The organism is Caballeronia sp. ATUFL_M2_KS44 (assembly GCF_023630965.1).
Taxonomy (GTDB): Bacteria; Pseudomonadota; Gammaproteobacteria; order Burkholderiales; family Burkholderiaceae; genus Caballeronia; species Caballeronia concitans.
This window is the reverse complement of sequence record NZ_JALQEA010000039.1, coordinates 474,825-488,951: the sequence shown is the minus strand read 5'-3', so window position 1 is coordinate 488,951 and position 14,127 is coordinate 474,825. Positions and strand designations below refer to the sequence as shown.

Annotated in this window: 17 protein-coding genes; 5 read left to right on the top strand and 12 right to left on the bottom strand. The window is 64.3% G+C overall.

Annotated elements, in window-relative coordinates:
- Nucleotides 1-78: 78 nt before the first annotated feature.
- A complete protein-coding gene (locus tag NCR39_RS17650) occupies nt 79-483 on the top strand; it encodes a helix-turn-helix domain-containing protein (protein ID WP_250453358.1) in 405 nt (134 codons plus the stop codon).
- Between the two features lie 37 nt (nt 484-520).
- Here NCR39_RS17650 and rhaS read toward each other — a convergent pair whose 3' ends face one another.
- From rhaS to NCR39_RS17620, 6 genes are read right to left on the bottom strand one after another with little or no spacing between them, the layout of a single operon-like run.
- Nucleotides 521-1,534, bottom strand: a complete 1,014-nt coding sequence (gene rhaS / locus NCR39_RS17645; protein WP_250453357.1) for a rhamnose ABC transporter substrate-binding protein — start codon at nt 1,532-1,534, stop codon at nt 521-523.
- A gap of 40 nt (nt 1,535-1,574) precedes the next feature.
- Entirely contained in the window at nt 1,575-2,579 is a 1,005-nt protein-coding gene (locus NCR39_RS17640; protein ID WP_250453356.1) for an ABC transporter permease, read from the bottom strand.
- Nucleotides 2,572-3,612, bottom strand: a complete 1,041-nt coding sequence (locus NCR39_RS17635) for an ABC transporter permease (protein ID WP_250453666.1) — start codon at nt 3,610-3,612, stop codon at nt 2,572-2,574. Before NCR39_RS17635 ends, NCR39_RS17640 begins: the two co-directional genes overlap by 8 nt.
- The gene (locus NCR39_RS17630; protein WP_250453355.1) at nt 3,612-5,126 is read right to left on the bottom strand and encodes a sugar ABC transporter ATP-binding protein; all 1,515 of its coding nucleotides are present in this window, start codon (nt 5,124-5,126) and stop codon (nt 3,612-3,614) included. The genes NCR39_RS17635 and NCR39_RS17630 overlap by 1 nt, the downstream gene beginning before the upstream one ends.
- Before the next feature lie 9 nt (nt 5,127-5,135).
- Complete coding sequence (locus tag NCR39_RS17625; protein WP_250453354.1) at nt 5,136-6,026, bottom strand: amidohydrolase family protein; 891 nt, start codon at nt 6,024-6,026, stop codon at nt 5,136-5,138.
- A 27-nt stretch (nt 6,027-6,053) separates the two neighbouring features.
- Nucleotides 6,054-6,368, bottom strand: a complete 315-nt coding sequence (locus tag NCR39_RS17620; protein WP_250453353.1) for an L-rhamnose mutarotase — start codon at nt 6,366-6,368, stop codon at nt 6,054-6,056.
- Between the two features lie 173 nt (nt 6,369-6,541).
- Between NCR39_RS17620 and NCR39_RS17615 the strand changes: the two genes are divergently transcribed.
- A complete protein-coding gene (locus tag NCR39_RS17615) occupies nt 6,542-7,498 on the top strand; it encodes a LysR family transcriptional regulator (RefSeq protein ID WP_250453352.1) in 957 nt (318 codons plus the stop codon).
- On the opposite strand, the gene lra1 is transcribed toward NCR39_RS17615, so the two are convergent.
- From lra1 to NCR39_RS17590, 5 genes are all read right to left on the bottom strand, one after another.
- Nucleotides 7,485-8,267, bottom strand: coding sequence for an L-rhamnose 1-dehydrogenase Lra1 (lra1, locus tag NCR39_RS17610; RefSeq protein WP_250453351.1), 783 nt, complete (start codon nt 8,265-8,267; stop codon nt 7,485-7,487). The genes NCR39_RS17615 and lra1 overlap by 14 nt on opposite strands.
- A 19-nt stretch (nt 8,268-8,286) precedes the next feature.
- Nucleotides 8,287-9,465, bottom strand: a complete 1,179-nt coding sequence (gene rhmD, locus NCR39_RS17605) for an L-rhamnonate dehydratase (RefSeq protein ID WP_250453350.1) — start codon at nt 9,463-9,465, stop codon at nt 8,287-8,289.
- A 24-nt stretch (nt 9,466-9,489) separates the two neighbouring features.
- On the bottom strand, nt 9,490-10,809 hold the full coding sequence (locus NCR39_RS17600; RefSeq protein WP_250453349.1) for an MFS transporter: 1,320 nt from the start codon (nt 10,807-10,809) through the stop codon (nt 9,490-9,492).
- 25 nt (nt 10,810-10,834) lie between these two features.
- On the bottom strand, nt 10,835-11,596 hold the full coding sequence (locus NCR39_RS17595; protein ID WP_250453348.1) for an SDR family NAD(P)-dependent oxidoreductase: 762 nt from the start codon (nt 11,594-11,596) through the stop codon (nt 10,835-10,837).
- 119 nt (nt 11,597-11,715) lie between these two features.
- Nucleotides 11,716-11,874: a hypothetical protein gene (locus NCR39_RS17590; protein ID WP_250453347.1), complete on the bottom strand. Its 159-nt coding sequence runs from the start codon at nt 11,872-11,874 to the stop codon at nt 11,716-11,718.
- Nucleotides 11,875-12,081: 207 nt separating this feature from the next.
- On the opposite strand from NCR39_RS17590, the gene NCR39_RS17585 reads away from it, so the two are divergent.
- On the top strand, nt 12,082-12,330 hold the full coding sequence (locus NCR39_RS17585; RefSeq protein ID WP_040052163.1) for a hypothetical protein: 249 nt from the start codon (nt 12,082-12,084) through the stop codon (nt 12,328-12,330).
- Nucleotides 12,331-12,404: 74 nt separating this feature from the next.
- Entirely contained in the window at nt 12,405-12,608 is a 204-nt protein-coding gene (locus tag NCR39_RS17580; RefSeq protein WP_040052162.1) for a cold-shock protein, read from the top strand.
- A gap of 69 nt (nt 12,609-12,677) precedes the next feature.
- On the opposite strand, the gene NCR39_RS17575 is transcribed toward NCR39_RS17580, so the two are convergent.
- Nucleotides 12,678-13,196: a DUF6622 family protein gene (locus tag NCR39_RS17575; protein WP_250453346.1), complete on the bottom strand. Its 519-nt coding sequence runs from the start codon at nt 13,194-13,196 to the stop codon at nt 12,678-12,680.
- Nucleotides 13,197-13,355: 159 nt separating this feature from the next.
- On the opposite strand from NCR39_RS17575, the gene NCR39_RS17570 reads away from it, so the two are divergent.
- On the top strand, nt 13,356-14,024 hold the full coding sequence (locus NCR39_RS17570; RefSeq protein WP_250453345.1) for a TetR/AcrR family transcriptional regulator: 669 nt from the start codon (nt 13,356-13,358) through the stop codon (nt 14,022-14,024).
- Nucleotides 14,025-14,127 lie beyond the last annotated feature (103 nt).

Genomic DNA, 14,127 nt, shown 5'->3' with positions numbered 1-14,127 from the left:
GCTGGCCGATGACTGCGCTGCGAGGCATCGCGCCTGAGCCGCCGTGCGCGGCCGTTGATCCATCGAGGGACGAGCGCCATGCATACTCGCTCCGCCTCCCTTCCGAGCGTCGTGCGGCGCATGACGGCGGGCCGCATGCTGCTCGAAGGAGCATCGGTGGAGCGGGTCGCGGACGAGTTGCATCTATCGGTGCAGACGGTGCGCCGCTATAAAACGATCGTGTCCGAAGGCGGCCTCGACGCGCTCGCGAAAATGGGCGTCGGCGGGCGGGCATCGGTGCTGGATCACGAAGCGCTCGGCTGGATCGCGACGGCGCTGCAGGGCTCGGCGCGCGAGCACGGCTTCGAAAGCGATGCGTGGACCAATGCGCGTTTGCGCGAACTCATCGAACGGCGCTATGGCGTGCGCTACTCGCGCGTCTATGTCTGGCAGATCGCGACGAATCTCGGGCTCGGGCATTTGCTGTCCAAATCGCGCCGATGAAACGCGGAGCGCCGCGCAGCGCCCCGCGTCCAGTGCATCAGAAGTTGAACTGGTCGATGTTGTTCGCATCGAAAGTCGTCGGCGGGCCGAGAATCACTTCGCCGCTCTTGCCGACGGTGCGCTTGCCGAGCTTGCCCGCATCGAAGGAATCGCCTTCCTTGCCCGTGATCGTCCCCGACGCGAGATTCGCCGCCGCGAACGCGGCCAGATAACCCAACTGACCCGGATCCCACAACTGGAACGCGGTGACGGTGCCGTTCTTCACGAACGCGCGCATCTGGTTTGGCGTGCCGAGACCGGTGACCACGACCTTGCCCTTCGCGGGCGATGTCGAGATATAGCGCGCCGCCGCCGCGATGCCCACCGATGTCGGCGCGACGATGCCCTTCAGGTTCGGATACGCCTGCAGCAAGCCCTGCGTTTCGACGAAGGATTTCTGGTCGTCGTCGTTGCCGTAGGCGATCTTCACGAGCTTGAGCTTCGAATATTCCGGCTTCTTCAATTCCTCCTGCATCCATTTGATCCAGGTGTTCTGATTCGTCGCGTTGGGCGTGGCCGAGAGAATCGCGATCTCGCCTTCGCCGCCGACGAGCTTCGACAGCAGTTGAATCTGGCCGCGTCCGATCGCTTCCGAATCGGCCTGATTGACGAAGATCTGGCGTCCGTCGGGCGCGGTGTCGGAATCGAACGTGACGACCTTGATGCCTTGCGACATCGCTTTCTTGAGATACGGCACGACGGCGTTCGCGTCGTTGGCCGCGATCACGATCGCGTTCTGGCGCTGCGTGATGAGCGTGTTGATATAGCTCACTTGCGACGACGCCCCCGCATCCGATGGCCCCACGACCTTGCCCTCGCCCTTGAACTCCTTGATCGCGGCCATGCCGCCATCGTCGGCGATGACTTCGTACGGATTGTTGATCTGCTTCGGCAGGAACGCGATCTTGAGGCCGCTCTTCACTTCGGCGGCGCTCGCCGTAAACGCGACGCTGGCCGCGAGCAGCGCCGCCGCGAGAATCGGCGCGCGCATGAGTCGATACGGTGTCTTCATGTCGTCAAGTCTCCTGTCTATGCGCGAGATGCGCTGGTTATCAACGGGCTTGCGCCATCAGGCGCTTCTCGCGCGCCGCCCGCCAGCGCGCGACGAGATTCGGAATCAGCACGGAAGAAAGCAAGAGCGCGCCGGTCACGATGGTGAGCGTTTCGCTCGATACATCCGCGAGCGTCAGCGCATTGCGCAGCACGCCGATGATGACGAGCGACAGCAGCACGCCGATCATCGAGCCGCGTCCGCCGAAGATGCTCACGCCGCCGAACAGCACCGCCGCGATCACGGACAGCTCGAAGCCTTCGCCGTTGTCGCCGCGTGCGCTCGTGAAGCGCAGCGTATAGACGATGCCCGCGAGCGCGGCCATCGCGCCGGACATCATGAAGAGCTTGAGCTTCGTCTTCGCCACGTCGATGCCCGAGAACTGCGCGGCGGTCGGGTTCGCGCCGATCGCATAGAGGCTGCGGCCGAAGGGCGTCGCTTGCAGCAGCACGGTGAAGATGACCGCGCCCGCGATGACGAGCACGAACGGCATCGGCAGGAACGTGTTGGCGACGGTATCGATGCCGAACGCCGTGTACGACGCGGGAAAATCCGCGATGGCCTGATCGCCGAGCAGCACGTAAGCCAGCCCGCGAAACAACGCGAGCGTGCCGATGGTGACGGCCAGCGACGGCAAGCCGAAGCGCACGATCACGAGTCCGTTGAGCAGCCCCGCGAGCGTGCCGAACGCCAAAACACTTAGAATGACGAACGGCATCGGCAAGTGCATGTGCCACAACAGGCCCATCAATGCGCTCGATGCACCGAGCACCGACGCCACCGACAAGTCGATCTCCGCCGCGACGATCACGAGCGTCATGGGCAACGCGATCAGCGCGATCTCGGTGAAGTCCGCGAGCATGTTCGATAGATTCGCGGACGACAGGAACATCGGCGACAGTGCGCGGCCCGCCACGAGCGAGACGGCGAGCACGATGACGAGCATCGCTTCCCATTGCAAATGCCGACGTCTCGCCGTGGACAAAGCGGAATCGGGCTTAGCCATGATCGCGTTTCCTCATCATGCGGCGCGCGACGGAACGCGCGAGCAAGGTATCGAGCGTGATCGCCGCGACGATCAGCGCGCCTTGAATGGCCTGTTGCCAGAACGGCGACACGCGCAACACGACCAGCGCGATATTGATGACGCCGAGCACGAGCGCGCCGAGCGTCGCGCCCGCGATGGTGCCGACGCCGCCCGTGATCGCGACGCTGCCCACCACCGCCGCCGCGACCACTTGCAGTTCGATGCCTTTGGCCGTGCTGGCATCGACGGTGCCGAAGCGCGCGAGCCACAACACGCCCGCGAGTCCCGCGATCGCGCCTGACAACAGGAAGCCGATCATCACGCGACGATCCACGCGTATGCCCGCGAGCCGCGCGGCTTCGGGATTCGAGCCGATCGCATAGTGCTCGCGTCCGCCGCGATACTGCTTCAGATACACCGACAGCGCGATCAGCACCACGAGCGCGATCAACACGAGATTCGGCACGCCGAGCACCGAGCCGGTGGCGATGGCGGCGAAGGCATCGGGCAGGCTCGTCGCGTTGATCTGCCCGCCGTGGACCCACGCGTAATCCGCGCCGCGCACGATGTAGAGCGTCGATAACGTGGCCACGAGCGAAGGCACGCGTCCGAACGTGACGAGCGCGCCGTTCACCGCGCCGACGGTAAAGCCGATGCCGATGCCCGCGAACATCGCGACGATCACGGGCATGTGCGGGAACATGACAAAGAGGCTGCCGACCGCATACGCGCTCACGCCGACGATGGACGCCACCGAGAGATCGATATGCCGCATCAACATCACGATCGTCATGCCCGCCGTCAGCAAGCCGATGATCGAGACATTGAGCAACACGTCGCGCAGATTTTGCAGATTGAGGAAGTCGGGCTTCACGGCCGCCGTCGCGCCGACGAGCATGAGCAGCACGATGAACAACGTCAGTTCGCGGCTCTTCGCAATGGAAACGGCGAGGCTGTCGCGTTTGGGCTGCGCGGTCTGCATCGCGGGCAAGGTCGGGGAATGTCGGGTCATCATGCTGCACGTCCCAGCGCTTGAGGCGACGCGCCCAGAGCCGCGCTCATCACCCGTTCCTCGTTCGCTTCGGCGCGGGGAATGTCCGCGCTGATGCGGCCTTCGTGCATCACGAGCACGCGATCCGCCATGCCGAGCACTTCAGGCAGCTCGCTCGAAATCATCAACACGGCCATTCCCTCCTTCACGAGTTCGGCCAGCGTGCGATACACCTCCGCTTTCGCGCCCACGTCGATGCCGCGCGTCGGTTCGTCGATGATGAGCACTTTCGGATTCGTCGCGAGCCATTTGCCGAGCACCACCTTCTGCTGATTGCCGCCCGATAGCGTGCCGACGGGCGCATCGAGATCGCTGGCCTTGAGGCGAAGGCGCTGACCCCAATCGCTTGCAAGCGCCGATTCGCTGCGCGACGAGATGAGGCCGTGCCGCATCAACCGGCCGAGCACGGTCAGCGATGCATTGCGCGCGATCGACAGCTCCATCGCGAGTCCTTGCGCGCGGCGGTCTTCGGGCACGAGCGCGAGGCCCGCGCGCACTGCCGCCGCCGGCTTGCCCAGATCCAGCTTCTTGCCCGCGATGCTCACGTCGCCGCCATCGACCGGATCGATGCCGAAGATCGCGCGCGCCACTTCGCTTCGTCCCGCACCGACGAGTCCCGCGAGCGCGACGATCTCGCCTGCGCGGACATCGAACGAAACGTTCCTGAACACGCCCGCGCGCGTGAGATTGCGCACCGCGAGCCGCACGTCGCCGGGCGCGACATCGGCTTTCGGATAGAACGTGTCGAGATCGCGGCCGACCATCTTGCTCACGATCGCATCGATGCTCATGTCGGCGGTCAGCGCGTCATGAACCTTCATGCCGTCGCGCATGATCGTCATGCGTTGCGTGAGCGCGAAGACTTCATCGAGCCGATGCGTGATGAACAGAATCGCGACATCGCGCTCGCGCAACGCGCGCACGATGGCAAATAAGCGCTCGACTTCGGGCAGCGAAAGCGCGGCGGTCGGCTCGTCCATGATGAGCACGTTCGCATCGAGCGACAGCGCCTTCGCGATCTCGACGACTTGCTGATCCGCGATAGACAACCCGCGCACGAGCCGCTGCGCGCGCAGACTCACGCCGAGCGACGCGAGCAGCGCATCGACTTCGCGATGCATCTCGTCGTAGCGAATACGTCCGAGCCGGTCGCGCGGCTGCCGGCCCATGTAGATGTTCTCCGCGATCGACAGGTCCGCGAACAGCGTCGGCTCCTGATAGATCACGGCGATGCCCGCATCGCGCGCTTCGGCGGGATTCGCGAAGCGCCGCGCGACGCCATCGACGAGCAGTTCGCCGGCATCGGGCTGATACACGCCCGCGAGCAGCTTCACGAGCGTGGACTTGCCCGCGCCGTTTTCGCCGAGCAGCGCATGCACTTCGCCGGGGAACAGTTGCAGGCTGCCGTCGCCGAGCGCGCGCACGCGTCCGAATGCCTTGCTCGCGTGTCTCAGTTCGAGTCGTGGCGTCGTCATCGCGTTCTCCTAGATGCGGTAGATGCGCTCGGCGTTGCGCACGAAGAGCGCGTCCTTTTCGGCGTCGCTTGCATCGGCGACGATGCGCGCATACGCATTCCATATCGCCGTGTAAGAGCCGAACAGCCGGTCCACCGGAAAGTTCGACGCGAACATCGCGCGATCGCAGCCGAACGTGGCGATGGTTTCGAGCACGTAAGGCCGAAAGCTCTCAATGGTCCAGTCGTGATCGAACATCGCGAGGCCGCTGATCTTCACCGCGACGTTCGGGCACGCGGCCAGCGCACGCATGCCGTCACGCCACGCGCGATACCCCGCAGGCGATGCGCGATCCACGAACATGCCCGCGTGATTCACGATGAACTGCGTGTTCGCATGCTCGCGCGCGAGCGCCGCCGCATCCTGCATCTGCGAGGGATACAACTGAAGATCGAACGACAAGCCGAAGCGTTCGAGCAGCGCGAAATGCTTGCGCCATTGCGGATCGTGCATGTAGTGGCGTCCCACATAGTCGTACAACGGATCGTCATGCACGTTGAGAATCTGCCGGATGCCGCGCGTATTCGCGAACGCCGCGTGCGCTTCGAGCACTTGCGGCGCATTGTCCGCCGACAAATCCGCGCCCGCCACGATGCCTTCCGGCATGCCGCGCCCTTCGCCATCGGCGATGCTTTGCAGCCAGCGCGTTTCTTCGACGGGATCGGCGGGATCGTGATTCGCATCGACATGCACGACCTTCAGCACCGCGACGCTGCCGGTATCGCGCAAGAAATCGCTGATCAGATAGTCGTGACGCAAGTCGCGCGCATCGCCCACGAACGATGTCTGCGGATTCGCCAGCCACGGATAATGATGCGTGGAGAGATCCCACAGATGAATATGCGGATCGACGACCTGCATGATGGTTTCCTCGCGTTCGATGCGCGTTCAGGGAAGATGAAACACCGGCACGAGCGGCGCTGCGACAGGCGCGTTGTCCGCGTGCGTCTCCATCAGTTCGGCCATGTAGTCCCACCATTTGCGCATGACGGGCAGTTGCGGCAACGCATCCGTGGCGTGCGCGTCCGTGCGCCGGTACGTGGCGAAGAGATGCCCGTTCGCTTCGTCGAGAAAGATCCAGTAATCGCGGATGCCCGCGGCGCGCAGGGCATCGGCCAGTTCGGGCCATATCTCGCGATGGCGCCGTTCGTATTCCTCGCGCATGCCCGGCTTGAGGGTCATGCGATATGCCACTGTCTCCATGGCGGCCCGCCTTCTTATGTTTGTGCGCCCTACTGTGCGTGAAGACGCGTTGTGCTGCGACTATAATTCGCCGACCGATAACACGACAATCCGAAAGCAGGATCGACCGATCGCAAAATGACATCGCGCGCGATTCCGGCCTTTGCGTTGCGTTGCATCATCCGGACAGCCAAATGAATCAGAACGTCTCGCAGGTGGCGCTCGTCAACCGCCTGAAATTCAAGCATCTGGCGCTGCTCGTCGCGCTCGACGACACGCGCAATCTTCATCAGGCCGCCGATACCGTCAACGTCGCGCAGCCAAGCGCGAGCCGCATGCTCGCGGATATCGAAGAAGCGTTCGGCTTTCTGCTCTTCGAACGCAACGCGCGCGGCATGCATCCGACGCCGCTCGGCACCGCCGCGCTCGCTTATGCGCGACGCTCGCTCGCGGACCTCACGCGCTTCGCCGACGATCTCGACAACAAGCGGCGCGGCGGCCACGGCCAGTTGACCGTCGGCGCGATCATGGGCGCCGCGCCCGACGTGCTCGCCATGGCCGTCACCGAACTCAAGTCCGAGCGGCCGCTGCTGAACGTGCGCATCCTCGGCGAAACGAGCGATCAGGTGGTGCAACTGCTGCATCGGCGCGAAGTGGATCTCGCGCTCGGCCGCCTGACCACGCCTTTGCAACACAACGACTTCGACTTCGAACCGCTCGCGCGCGAAGCGATGCGCCTCGTCGTGCGCGCGAGGCATCCGCTGGCCGCGAAGACATCGCTCGCGCTCGACATGCTCGCCGGCTGGCCGTGGATTCTTCAGCCGATCACGAGTCCGGCGCGCGGTCTCTTCGAAGAGGAAATGGCGCGCGCGGGACTTACAACGCCCGCCGATATCGTCGAATGCGCGTCGATCTTCGCGACCTTGCAACTGCTGCAGAACAGCGACGCCGTCGCCATGCTGCCCGAGTCCGTCGTGCGCGATTACCTGCGCGCGGGCTTGCTCGCCGAATTGCCTATCGAGATCGGCAAGAGCCTGTCGGGCTTCGGCCTCTTGCGACGCAAATCCGAAACGCTGAGCGAGCCGGCCGAGTACTTCATCGCGCTGTTGCGCAAATATTCGGCGGCGTCGCTCGCGCTCACTGCAGGTTGACGAACAGACCGCCGTCCACCAGCAGCGACGCGCCCGTCACATAGCGCGCGCGATCCGACGCGAGAAACACGACGCATTGCGCGACATCGTCCGGCGCGCCGAGTCGTCCGAGCGGAATGCGCTTTTCCATGTACGCGCGCTTGTCTGCGTCCGACAGATCGTCGGCGTTCAAATCCGTCGCGATGGTGCCGGGCATCACCGAATTGCAGCGGATGCCATACGCTCCGAGCGCGATCGCGCACGACTGCATCAGCGAATGCACGCCCGCTTTTGTCGGCGTGTAATGCGTTTGCATGCCGCCGCCGACGAGCGCGCTGATCGAACTCGTCGCGACGATCGCGCCGCCCGCGCCCTGCGACTTCATCTGGTTCGCGGCGGCCTGCGTCACATAGAACGCGCCGTTCAGGTTCACGGCGACCGTCGTTTCATAGACCGAAGGCGGCATGTCGAGAAACGCGTGGAACGGACAAATGCCCGCGTTGCTCGACAGCACGTCCACGCGGCCGAACGCCTCCACGGTGCGCCGCACGAGTTCGATGCCCGTCTCGCGCTCGGCGACGTTGCCTTCGACCGCGATCGCGCGCCGCCCCAGCGCCTCGATTTCGCCGACGATCGATTCCACCGCCGATGCCTTGCCGTACGACTCATCGTTGTCGCGCCAGTAGTTGATCGCGACGTCCGCGCCTTCGCGCGCGCTGGCAAGCGCTATCGCCCGGCCGATGCCGCGCGAGCCGCCCGTCACGATCACGACCTTGTTTTCGAGCAGCATGTGAGCCTCGTCCGTGAGATCAGTGGGTGTAAGGCCGCGTCAGCGCGCATTCGGGATTGAGCCGCACGCCGAAGCCCGGCGTCTCCGGCACCTTCATGCGGCCGTTCACCGGCACGGGTTCGTCGAGCAGCAAGGGCGTGAACATCGGCACGACCTGATCGGCTTTCGGGGCCATCATCAGAAATTCGGCGAACGGCGAGTTGTGGCGCGTCACGACGAAGTGATAGCTGTACACCGACGACCCGTGCGGCACGACGAGCACGTTATGCGCGTCCGCGAGCGCGGAAATCTTGATCAGTTCCGTGATGCCGCCGCACCAGCCCACGTCCGGCTGCACGAGGTCCGCGCAGCCCATTTCGAAGAGCATGCGAAAACCCCAGCGCGTCGCTTCGTGTTCGCCCGTCGTCACCATCATGCCGCGCGGCACCGAGCGGCGCAGTTCGGCGTAGCCCCAATAGTCGTCGGGCGGAAGCGTTTCTTCGAGCCACTTGAGGCCGTATTCGTGCGCGGCGGTCGCCAGGCGTTTCGCGCAGTTCAGATCGAGCGACATCCAGCAATCGAACATCAGCCAGAAATCGTCGCCGACTTTCGCGCGCATGTCGGCCAGCTTCGCGATGTTCTTCGCCAGTCCTTCCTCGCCCTCGGCGGGCCCGTGCTGCAACGGCATTTTTCCGCCGATGAAGCCCATTTCCTTCGCGAGATCCGGACGCGCGCCGGTCGCGTAGAACTGCAACTCGTCGCGCACGGGGCCGCCGAGCAGCTGGAACACCGGCTCCTTGCGCACCTTCGCGAGCAAATCCCACAACGCGAGATCGACACCGGAAATCGCGTTCAGCACGATGCCCTTGCGCCCGTAATAGAGCGTCGCGTTGAACATCTGGTCCCACATCTTTTCGATGTCCGTCACGCGCTGGCCTTCGAGGAATCGCGCGAGATGCTTTTCGACGATGAACGCGCCGATCTCGCCGCCCGTCGTCACCGCGAAGCCGACGGTGCCATCGCTCGCTTCGATCTCGACGACGAGCGAACCGAGCACGTTCAGCCCGAACGACTGCCGGCTCTTTCGATACTCCGGGTAACGCGCCATCGGCGTGGCGATGTGATCGTCGATCCAGTGATCGGCGCCCTGGTCGTGATAATCGGCGCCGCCGCCGCGAACGGTGAAGGCGCGCACGTACTTGATGGTCGGCATGGACATGCTGTGTCTCCTTGTACCTTTTGATCAGGATGCGTTGGCGGCCTCGCCGCCCGGAACCGGATGTCGGCCGGGCACGCGCACGAACGCGACGATGACGAGCGCGGCCAGCACGCTCGCCGCGCCGAGCACGGCGAGACCGGCGCTCGTCGAATGGAATGCGGCTTCGGCGGCGGTGCGGGCCATCGGCGCGAAGAATCCGCCGAGTCCGCCGAGCGAATTGATGAGCGCGATGCCGGCGGCAGCAGCGGCGCCCGTGAGATAGCGCGTCGGGAAGGTCCAGAAAAGCGGCTGTGCGGCGATGAATCCGCTGGCCGCGCAACACAGCGCGATCAGCGAAACGACCGGCGCGCCCGCGATGCCGGACACCGCGATCGCCACGCCCGACATCGCGAGCAGCGCGACGGCGCACGCGCGATGCTTCGACGTTCGATCCGCATAACGCGGCACGATCCACGTGACGACGACCGCCGCGATCCACGGCAGCGCGGTCACGAGCCCGACGCGAAAGCCGACTTTGGTGCCGAGCAGCGCCGACACCTGCTGCGGCAGATAGAACACGACGCCATACACGGCTGCTTGAATCAAGAAGTACACGCAGCAGAGCACGAGCACGCGCGGATCGACGAGCGCGGCGAGCACGCTGCGCGGTCCGTGCGACGACGCGGCGCGCGCATCGTCATGCAGGCGCGCGGCGAGCCACGCGCGTTGATCGGGCGTGAGCCAGCGGGCGCGGGCGGGATCGTCGTCGAGATACCAGAACGCCCACGCGCCGACGATCGACGCAAGCAAGCCTTCCACGAGAAACAGCCACTGCCAGCCTTTGAGACCGGACATGCCGTGCAGATCGAGCAGCAGCCCGGACAGCGGCGCGCCGAAAATGAACGCGAGCGGCGCGCCGAAGTAGAAGACGCCCAGCGCCCGCGCGCGCGACGCCTGCGGAAACCAGCGCGTCAGGTAATAGACGATGCCGGGAAAGAAGCCCGCCTCCGCCACGCCCAGCAGAAAACGCAGCAGATAGAACGTGGTCTCGGAATGCGCGAAGGCCATCGCCGCCGACACGATGCCCCACGTGACCATGATGCGGCACATCCACAGCTTCGCGCCCACGCGATGCAGCAGCAGGTTGCTCGGCACTTCGAAGATCGCGTAGCCGACGAAGAACACGCCCGCGCCGAACGCGAACGCGGCGTTCGTGAGCCCGGTGTCCTGTTGCAGCGCCTTCTGCGCGAAGCCGATATTCGCGCGGTCCAGAAACGCGAGCACGTACATGAGCAGCAGGAACGGCAGCAGACGGCGCATCACGCGCGACGTGACGGCGCCTTCCGCGCGTGCGGAATCTTCCATGTCTCTCTCCGGTGAGACGTGCGGATCAGTAAGTCGCGCGTCCGCCCGACAAGTCGAACACCGCGCCCGTGCTGAACGCGCAGTCCTCGGACGAGAGCCACAGAATGAGCGACGCCGCTTCCTCGGGCATGAGGAAACGGTTCATCGGAATTTTGGAGAGCATGTAGTCGATGTGCTGCTGCGACATCGAATCGAAGATTTCGGTTTTGGCGGCGGCCGGCGTGACCGCGTTGACGAGAATGTTCTTGCCCGCGAGTTCCTTGCCGAGCGATTTCGTAAGCCCGATCAGCCCCGCCTTCGACGCGCTGTAGTGCGAGGCGTTCGGATTGCCCTCTTTGCCCGCGATCGACGCGATATTGACGATGCGTCCGTACCCCGACTTCAGCATGTGCGGCACGACCGCGCGGCACGTCAGATACGGGCCGATGAGATTGACGTCGATCACGCGCCGCCACACGTCGGGTGCAAGCTCCCACGTCGTGCCGTTTCCGCCGGTGATGCCCGCGTTGTTCACGAGCACATCGATCTTGCCGTGCGCGGCGAGCGTCTTCTGCACGGCGGCTTCGACGGACGCTTCGTCGGTCAGTTCGACGACCGCGTCGCTGACGATGCACTCGCGGTGCTTCGACGCGAGTTCATCGCTCGTGCGCTGCAGGCGTTCCGCATCGACGTCCCAGAGCGCGACGTTCGCGCCCGACGCCAGCGCACGCTCGGCCACCGCGAGCCCGATGCCCCGCGCGCCGCCGGTGATGACGACACTGCGCCCTGCCAGATCGATACGGTTCATGCCTGTCTCCTGATCGTTGTTTTGCGTCGGCTTCGTGCCGTGACAGGCACTATAGACCGGCGGCAATAGCGCAACAATTCGAAAGGGCAATCGTTCGATAGCGAAAGCGGATCGCGCGTTCAGCGGCGTCGAAGTTTGACGCGACGTTCCGCTTCCGGCGCGGCGTCTGCGGCTGATTTCGGCATGCGTGTGTCGTGGAGAACCTTATCGGCGAACATGGCAAGGGCAAAAATCGCAGCGACGCCGACAGGAAAGAGAAGAAGAAATGCGACGAACATCGAAAAACTCCCGAATGTGAGCGTCGCAGTATAAAACGCTATCTTCAGTCAATTAATGCCTAAGTTGGCAATATCGTATTCGAACGTGCGGCCTAATCTTTCGAGTTCCGTCGATTGGCAAGCCAACGGCGACCGGTCAGGCACGCGCGTTGCTCAAGACGACGCACCGCTGAATGACAGCGATCAACATTGACCAACTAAAAAAGCATGTTCAAACCGAAAGCCTGTACCGCTACCTGCGTTCTCGACGGAATGCCCGTCACCCTGACCTACTATCCCGACACCACCCTGCTCCGCATCACCAACGCCGCCACTGGCCGATGCGTGCGCGAAACGCGCTGGCCCGCGCCGTGGCGCACGCTGCTCGCGACCTTGCGCGAATTCAGCGGACGCGACACCGAAAGCCAGCTCGCGACGCTGCTCGACGAAATGCCCGAAGAGGCCGCGCTGGCCTGACCCGCTTGCGCACGGAAAACCCAACCACCACGCGAGGACGAACCTCGCTCAACGCTGTAGAAGAAGAGGAAACAATGGCAACTGGCACTGTGAAATGGTTCAACGACACCAAGGGTTTCGGCTTCATCAAGCCGGATGACGGCACGCCCGACGTGTTCGCGCATTTCTCGGAGATTCGCGCGGACGGCTACAAGTCGCTGCAGGAAAATCAGAAGGTGTTGTTCGAAGTGCGCCAAGGCCCGAAGGGCCTGCAAGCCGCGAACATCCAGCCGCAATAAACAACAATGCCAACGATGAAGCCGTGAAGCCGTTACCGGTCTCACGGCTTTTTTGTCGCTGATCGCCGGTCACACGCGTTCGAGCGCCGGTGCATCGGCGGGACGCAGCGCCATCCAGTAGATCAGGAAGCGCCCCGCGAAAATCCCCGCGACCACGCCCGACACCAGCGCGTTAAGCACGACGAAAGTCGAATCGATGCCGACCGGTCCGCTCGTCGCAAGCTCGAAGCCGATCCAGAACTTCGACGCGAACGTCACCAGAATCAGCGCAAGCGGCACGACCGATCCCGGCAGCGTGACGGTGCGCGCCGCGCGATCGACGCTCAGTCCGCTCGCCTTCGCCTGGACCACGCCGACGCCGATCCCGAGCAGCCCGCCCACGAACCACATCAGCGCGCTTTCCACGCCGGCAGCCGGTCCCGTGACGATATGCAGCAAGCCCCAGCCCGCAAATACCGCCGGCACGATGGCCAGCTTCGAAAGCGGCGCGGTGCCGCCTTTCATCGCCTTGAGGCCGCGCGAAACGAGGACGGCCAACAGCACCCACACGTACACCGGCGTGCCCGACAAAATCGCTGCGAAAGACATGTTCGTTCTCCAGAGATGATGCGTTAGTTAAGGTTCGCCGGCTTCTGACTTCGTCCCGCCGATCAATCTTTACGTTGGAAAGATTTTGACTTTCTCGCGTCGCTGCGTCAACATAAATTTACATTGTAAAGATTGATCGATCGACGCATTCCCATTCCTATGCAGAACACCACCGTTGCCCGCAAGCGCGGCCGTCCGTCGACGAAGACGACCGCGCCGCATCCGTACCATCACGGTTCGTTGCCCGATGCGCTGCTCGCCGCCGCCGAAACCGTCCTTCGGCGCGACGGCCTTCGCGGTCTCACGCTGCGCGCGATCGCGCGGGAAGCGGGCGTCTCGCACACGGCGCCTCAGCATCATTTCGGCGATACGGCCGGCGTGCTCAGCGAACTCGCTGCGAGCGGACATCGCCGGCTCGCGCACGCGATGGCGAAGCGCGCGGCGGCGGCCGGCGGCAGCGCGGAGCGTCAACGCGCGATTGCGCATGGTTATATCGATTTCGCCGTCGAGAATCCCGATCTCTTCCGGCTCATGTCGCGCAACGAATTGCTCGATACGAACAGGCCGTCGCTCGTCGAAGCGCGGCGGATGTCGGCGGGCGGACTGGCGGGCGTGTTCGATCACGCGTCGTCCGAAAAGCCCGCCGAAGGAACCAGCGCGTTCGGCAAGATGGACGCCGCGCGAGCGGTGAAAATGGCGTCCGCGTGGGGCCACGTGCACGGACTGGCGTCGCTGCTCGTCGATCAACGCCTGAACGGTCTCGCCGCCGCAACGGGCACCTTCGCGACGCCGCGCGCACTCGTCGATGCCGTCATCGACGGATTTTGAACCGCGATAGTGCGCGGCAGCGAACGCCATTCCCGGTCATCGGCGCGTAATATCGGTGCAACGACCGTTTCGTTTTTTCGAGCAGTTCGCGCAGACGTTTACA

What these genes read in the sequence shown, in the direction of transcription:
- NCR39_RS17650 (WP_250453358.1), top strand. Translation starts at nt 79, where the DNA reads ATGCATACTCGCTCCGCCTCCCTTCCGAGCGTCGTGCGGCGCATGACG.
- rhaS (WP_250453357.1), bottom strand. Translation starts at nt 1,534, where the DNA reads ATGAAGACACCGTATCGACTCATGCGCGCGCCGATTCTCGCGGCGGCG.
- NCR39_RS17640 (WP_250453356.1), bottom strand. Translation starts at nt 2,579, where the DNA reads ATGGCTAAGCCCGATTCCGCTTTGTCCACGGCGAGACGTCGGCATTTG.
- NCR39_RS17635 (WP_250453666.1), bottom strand. Translation starts at nt 3,612, where the DNA reads ATGACCCGACATTCCCCGACCTTGCCCGCGATGCAGACCGCGCAGCCC.
- NCR39_RS17630 (WP_250453355.1), bottom strand. Translation starts at nt 5,126, where the DNA reads ATGACGACGCCACGACTCGAACTGAGACACGCGAGCAAGGCATTCGGA.
- NCR39_RS17625 (WP_250453354.1), bottom strand. Translation starts at nt 6,026, where the DNA reads ATGCAGGTCGTCGATCCGCATATTCATCTGTGGGATCTCTCCACGCAT.
- NCR39_RS17620 (WP_250453353.1), bottom strand. Translation starts at nt 6,368, where the DNA reads ATGGAGACAGTGGCATATCGCATGACCCTCAAGCCGGGCATGCGCGAG.
- NCR39_RS17615 (WP_250453352.1), top strand. Translation starts at nt 6,542, where the DNA reads ATGAATCAGAACGTCTCGCAGGTGGCGCTCGTCAACCGCCTGAAATTC.
- lra1 (WP_250453351.1), bottom strand. Translation starts at nt 8,267, where the DNA reads ATGCTGCTCGAAAACAAGGTCGTGATCGTGACGGGCGGCTCGCGCGGC.
- rhmD (WP_250453350.1), bottom strand. Translation starts at nt 9,465, where the DNA reads ATGTCCATGCCGACCATCAAGTACGTGCGCGCCTTCACCGTTCGCGGC.
- NCR39_RS17600 (WP_250453349.1), bottom strand. Translation starts at nt 10,809, where the DNA reads ATGGAAGATTCCGCACGCGCGGAAGGCGCCGTCACGTCGCGCGTGATG.
- NCR39_RS17595 (WP_250453348.1), bottom strand. Translation starts at nt 11,596, where the DNA reads ATGAACCGTATCGATCTGGCAGGGCGCAGTGTCGTCATCACCGGCGGC.
- NCR39_RS17590 (WP_250453347.1), bottom strand. Translation starts at nt 11,874, where the DNA reads ATGTTCGTCGCATTTCTTCTTCTCTTTCCTGTCGGCGTCGCTGCGATT.
- NCR39_RS17585 (WP_040052163.1), top strand. Translation starts at nt 12,082, where the DNA reads ATGTTCAAACCGAAAGCCTGTACCGCTACCTGCGTTCTCGACGGAATG.
- NCR39_RS17580 (WP_040052162.1), top strand. Translation starts at nt 12,405, where the DNA reads ATGGCAACTGGCACTGTGAAATGGTTCAACGACACCAAGGGTTTCGGC.
- NCR39_RS17575 (WP_250453346.1), bottom strand. Translation starts at nt 13,196, where the DNA reads ATGTCTTTCGCAGCGATTTTGTCGGGCACGCCGGTGTACGTGTGGGTG.
- NCR39_RS17570 (WP_250453345.1), top strand. Translation starts at nt 13,356, where the DNA reads ATGCAGAACACCACCGTTGCCCGCAAGCGCGGCCGTCCGTCGACGAAG.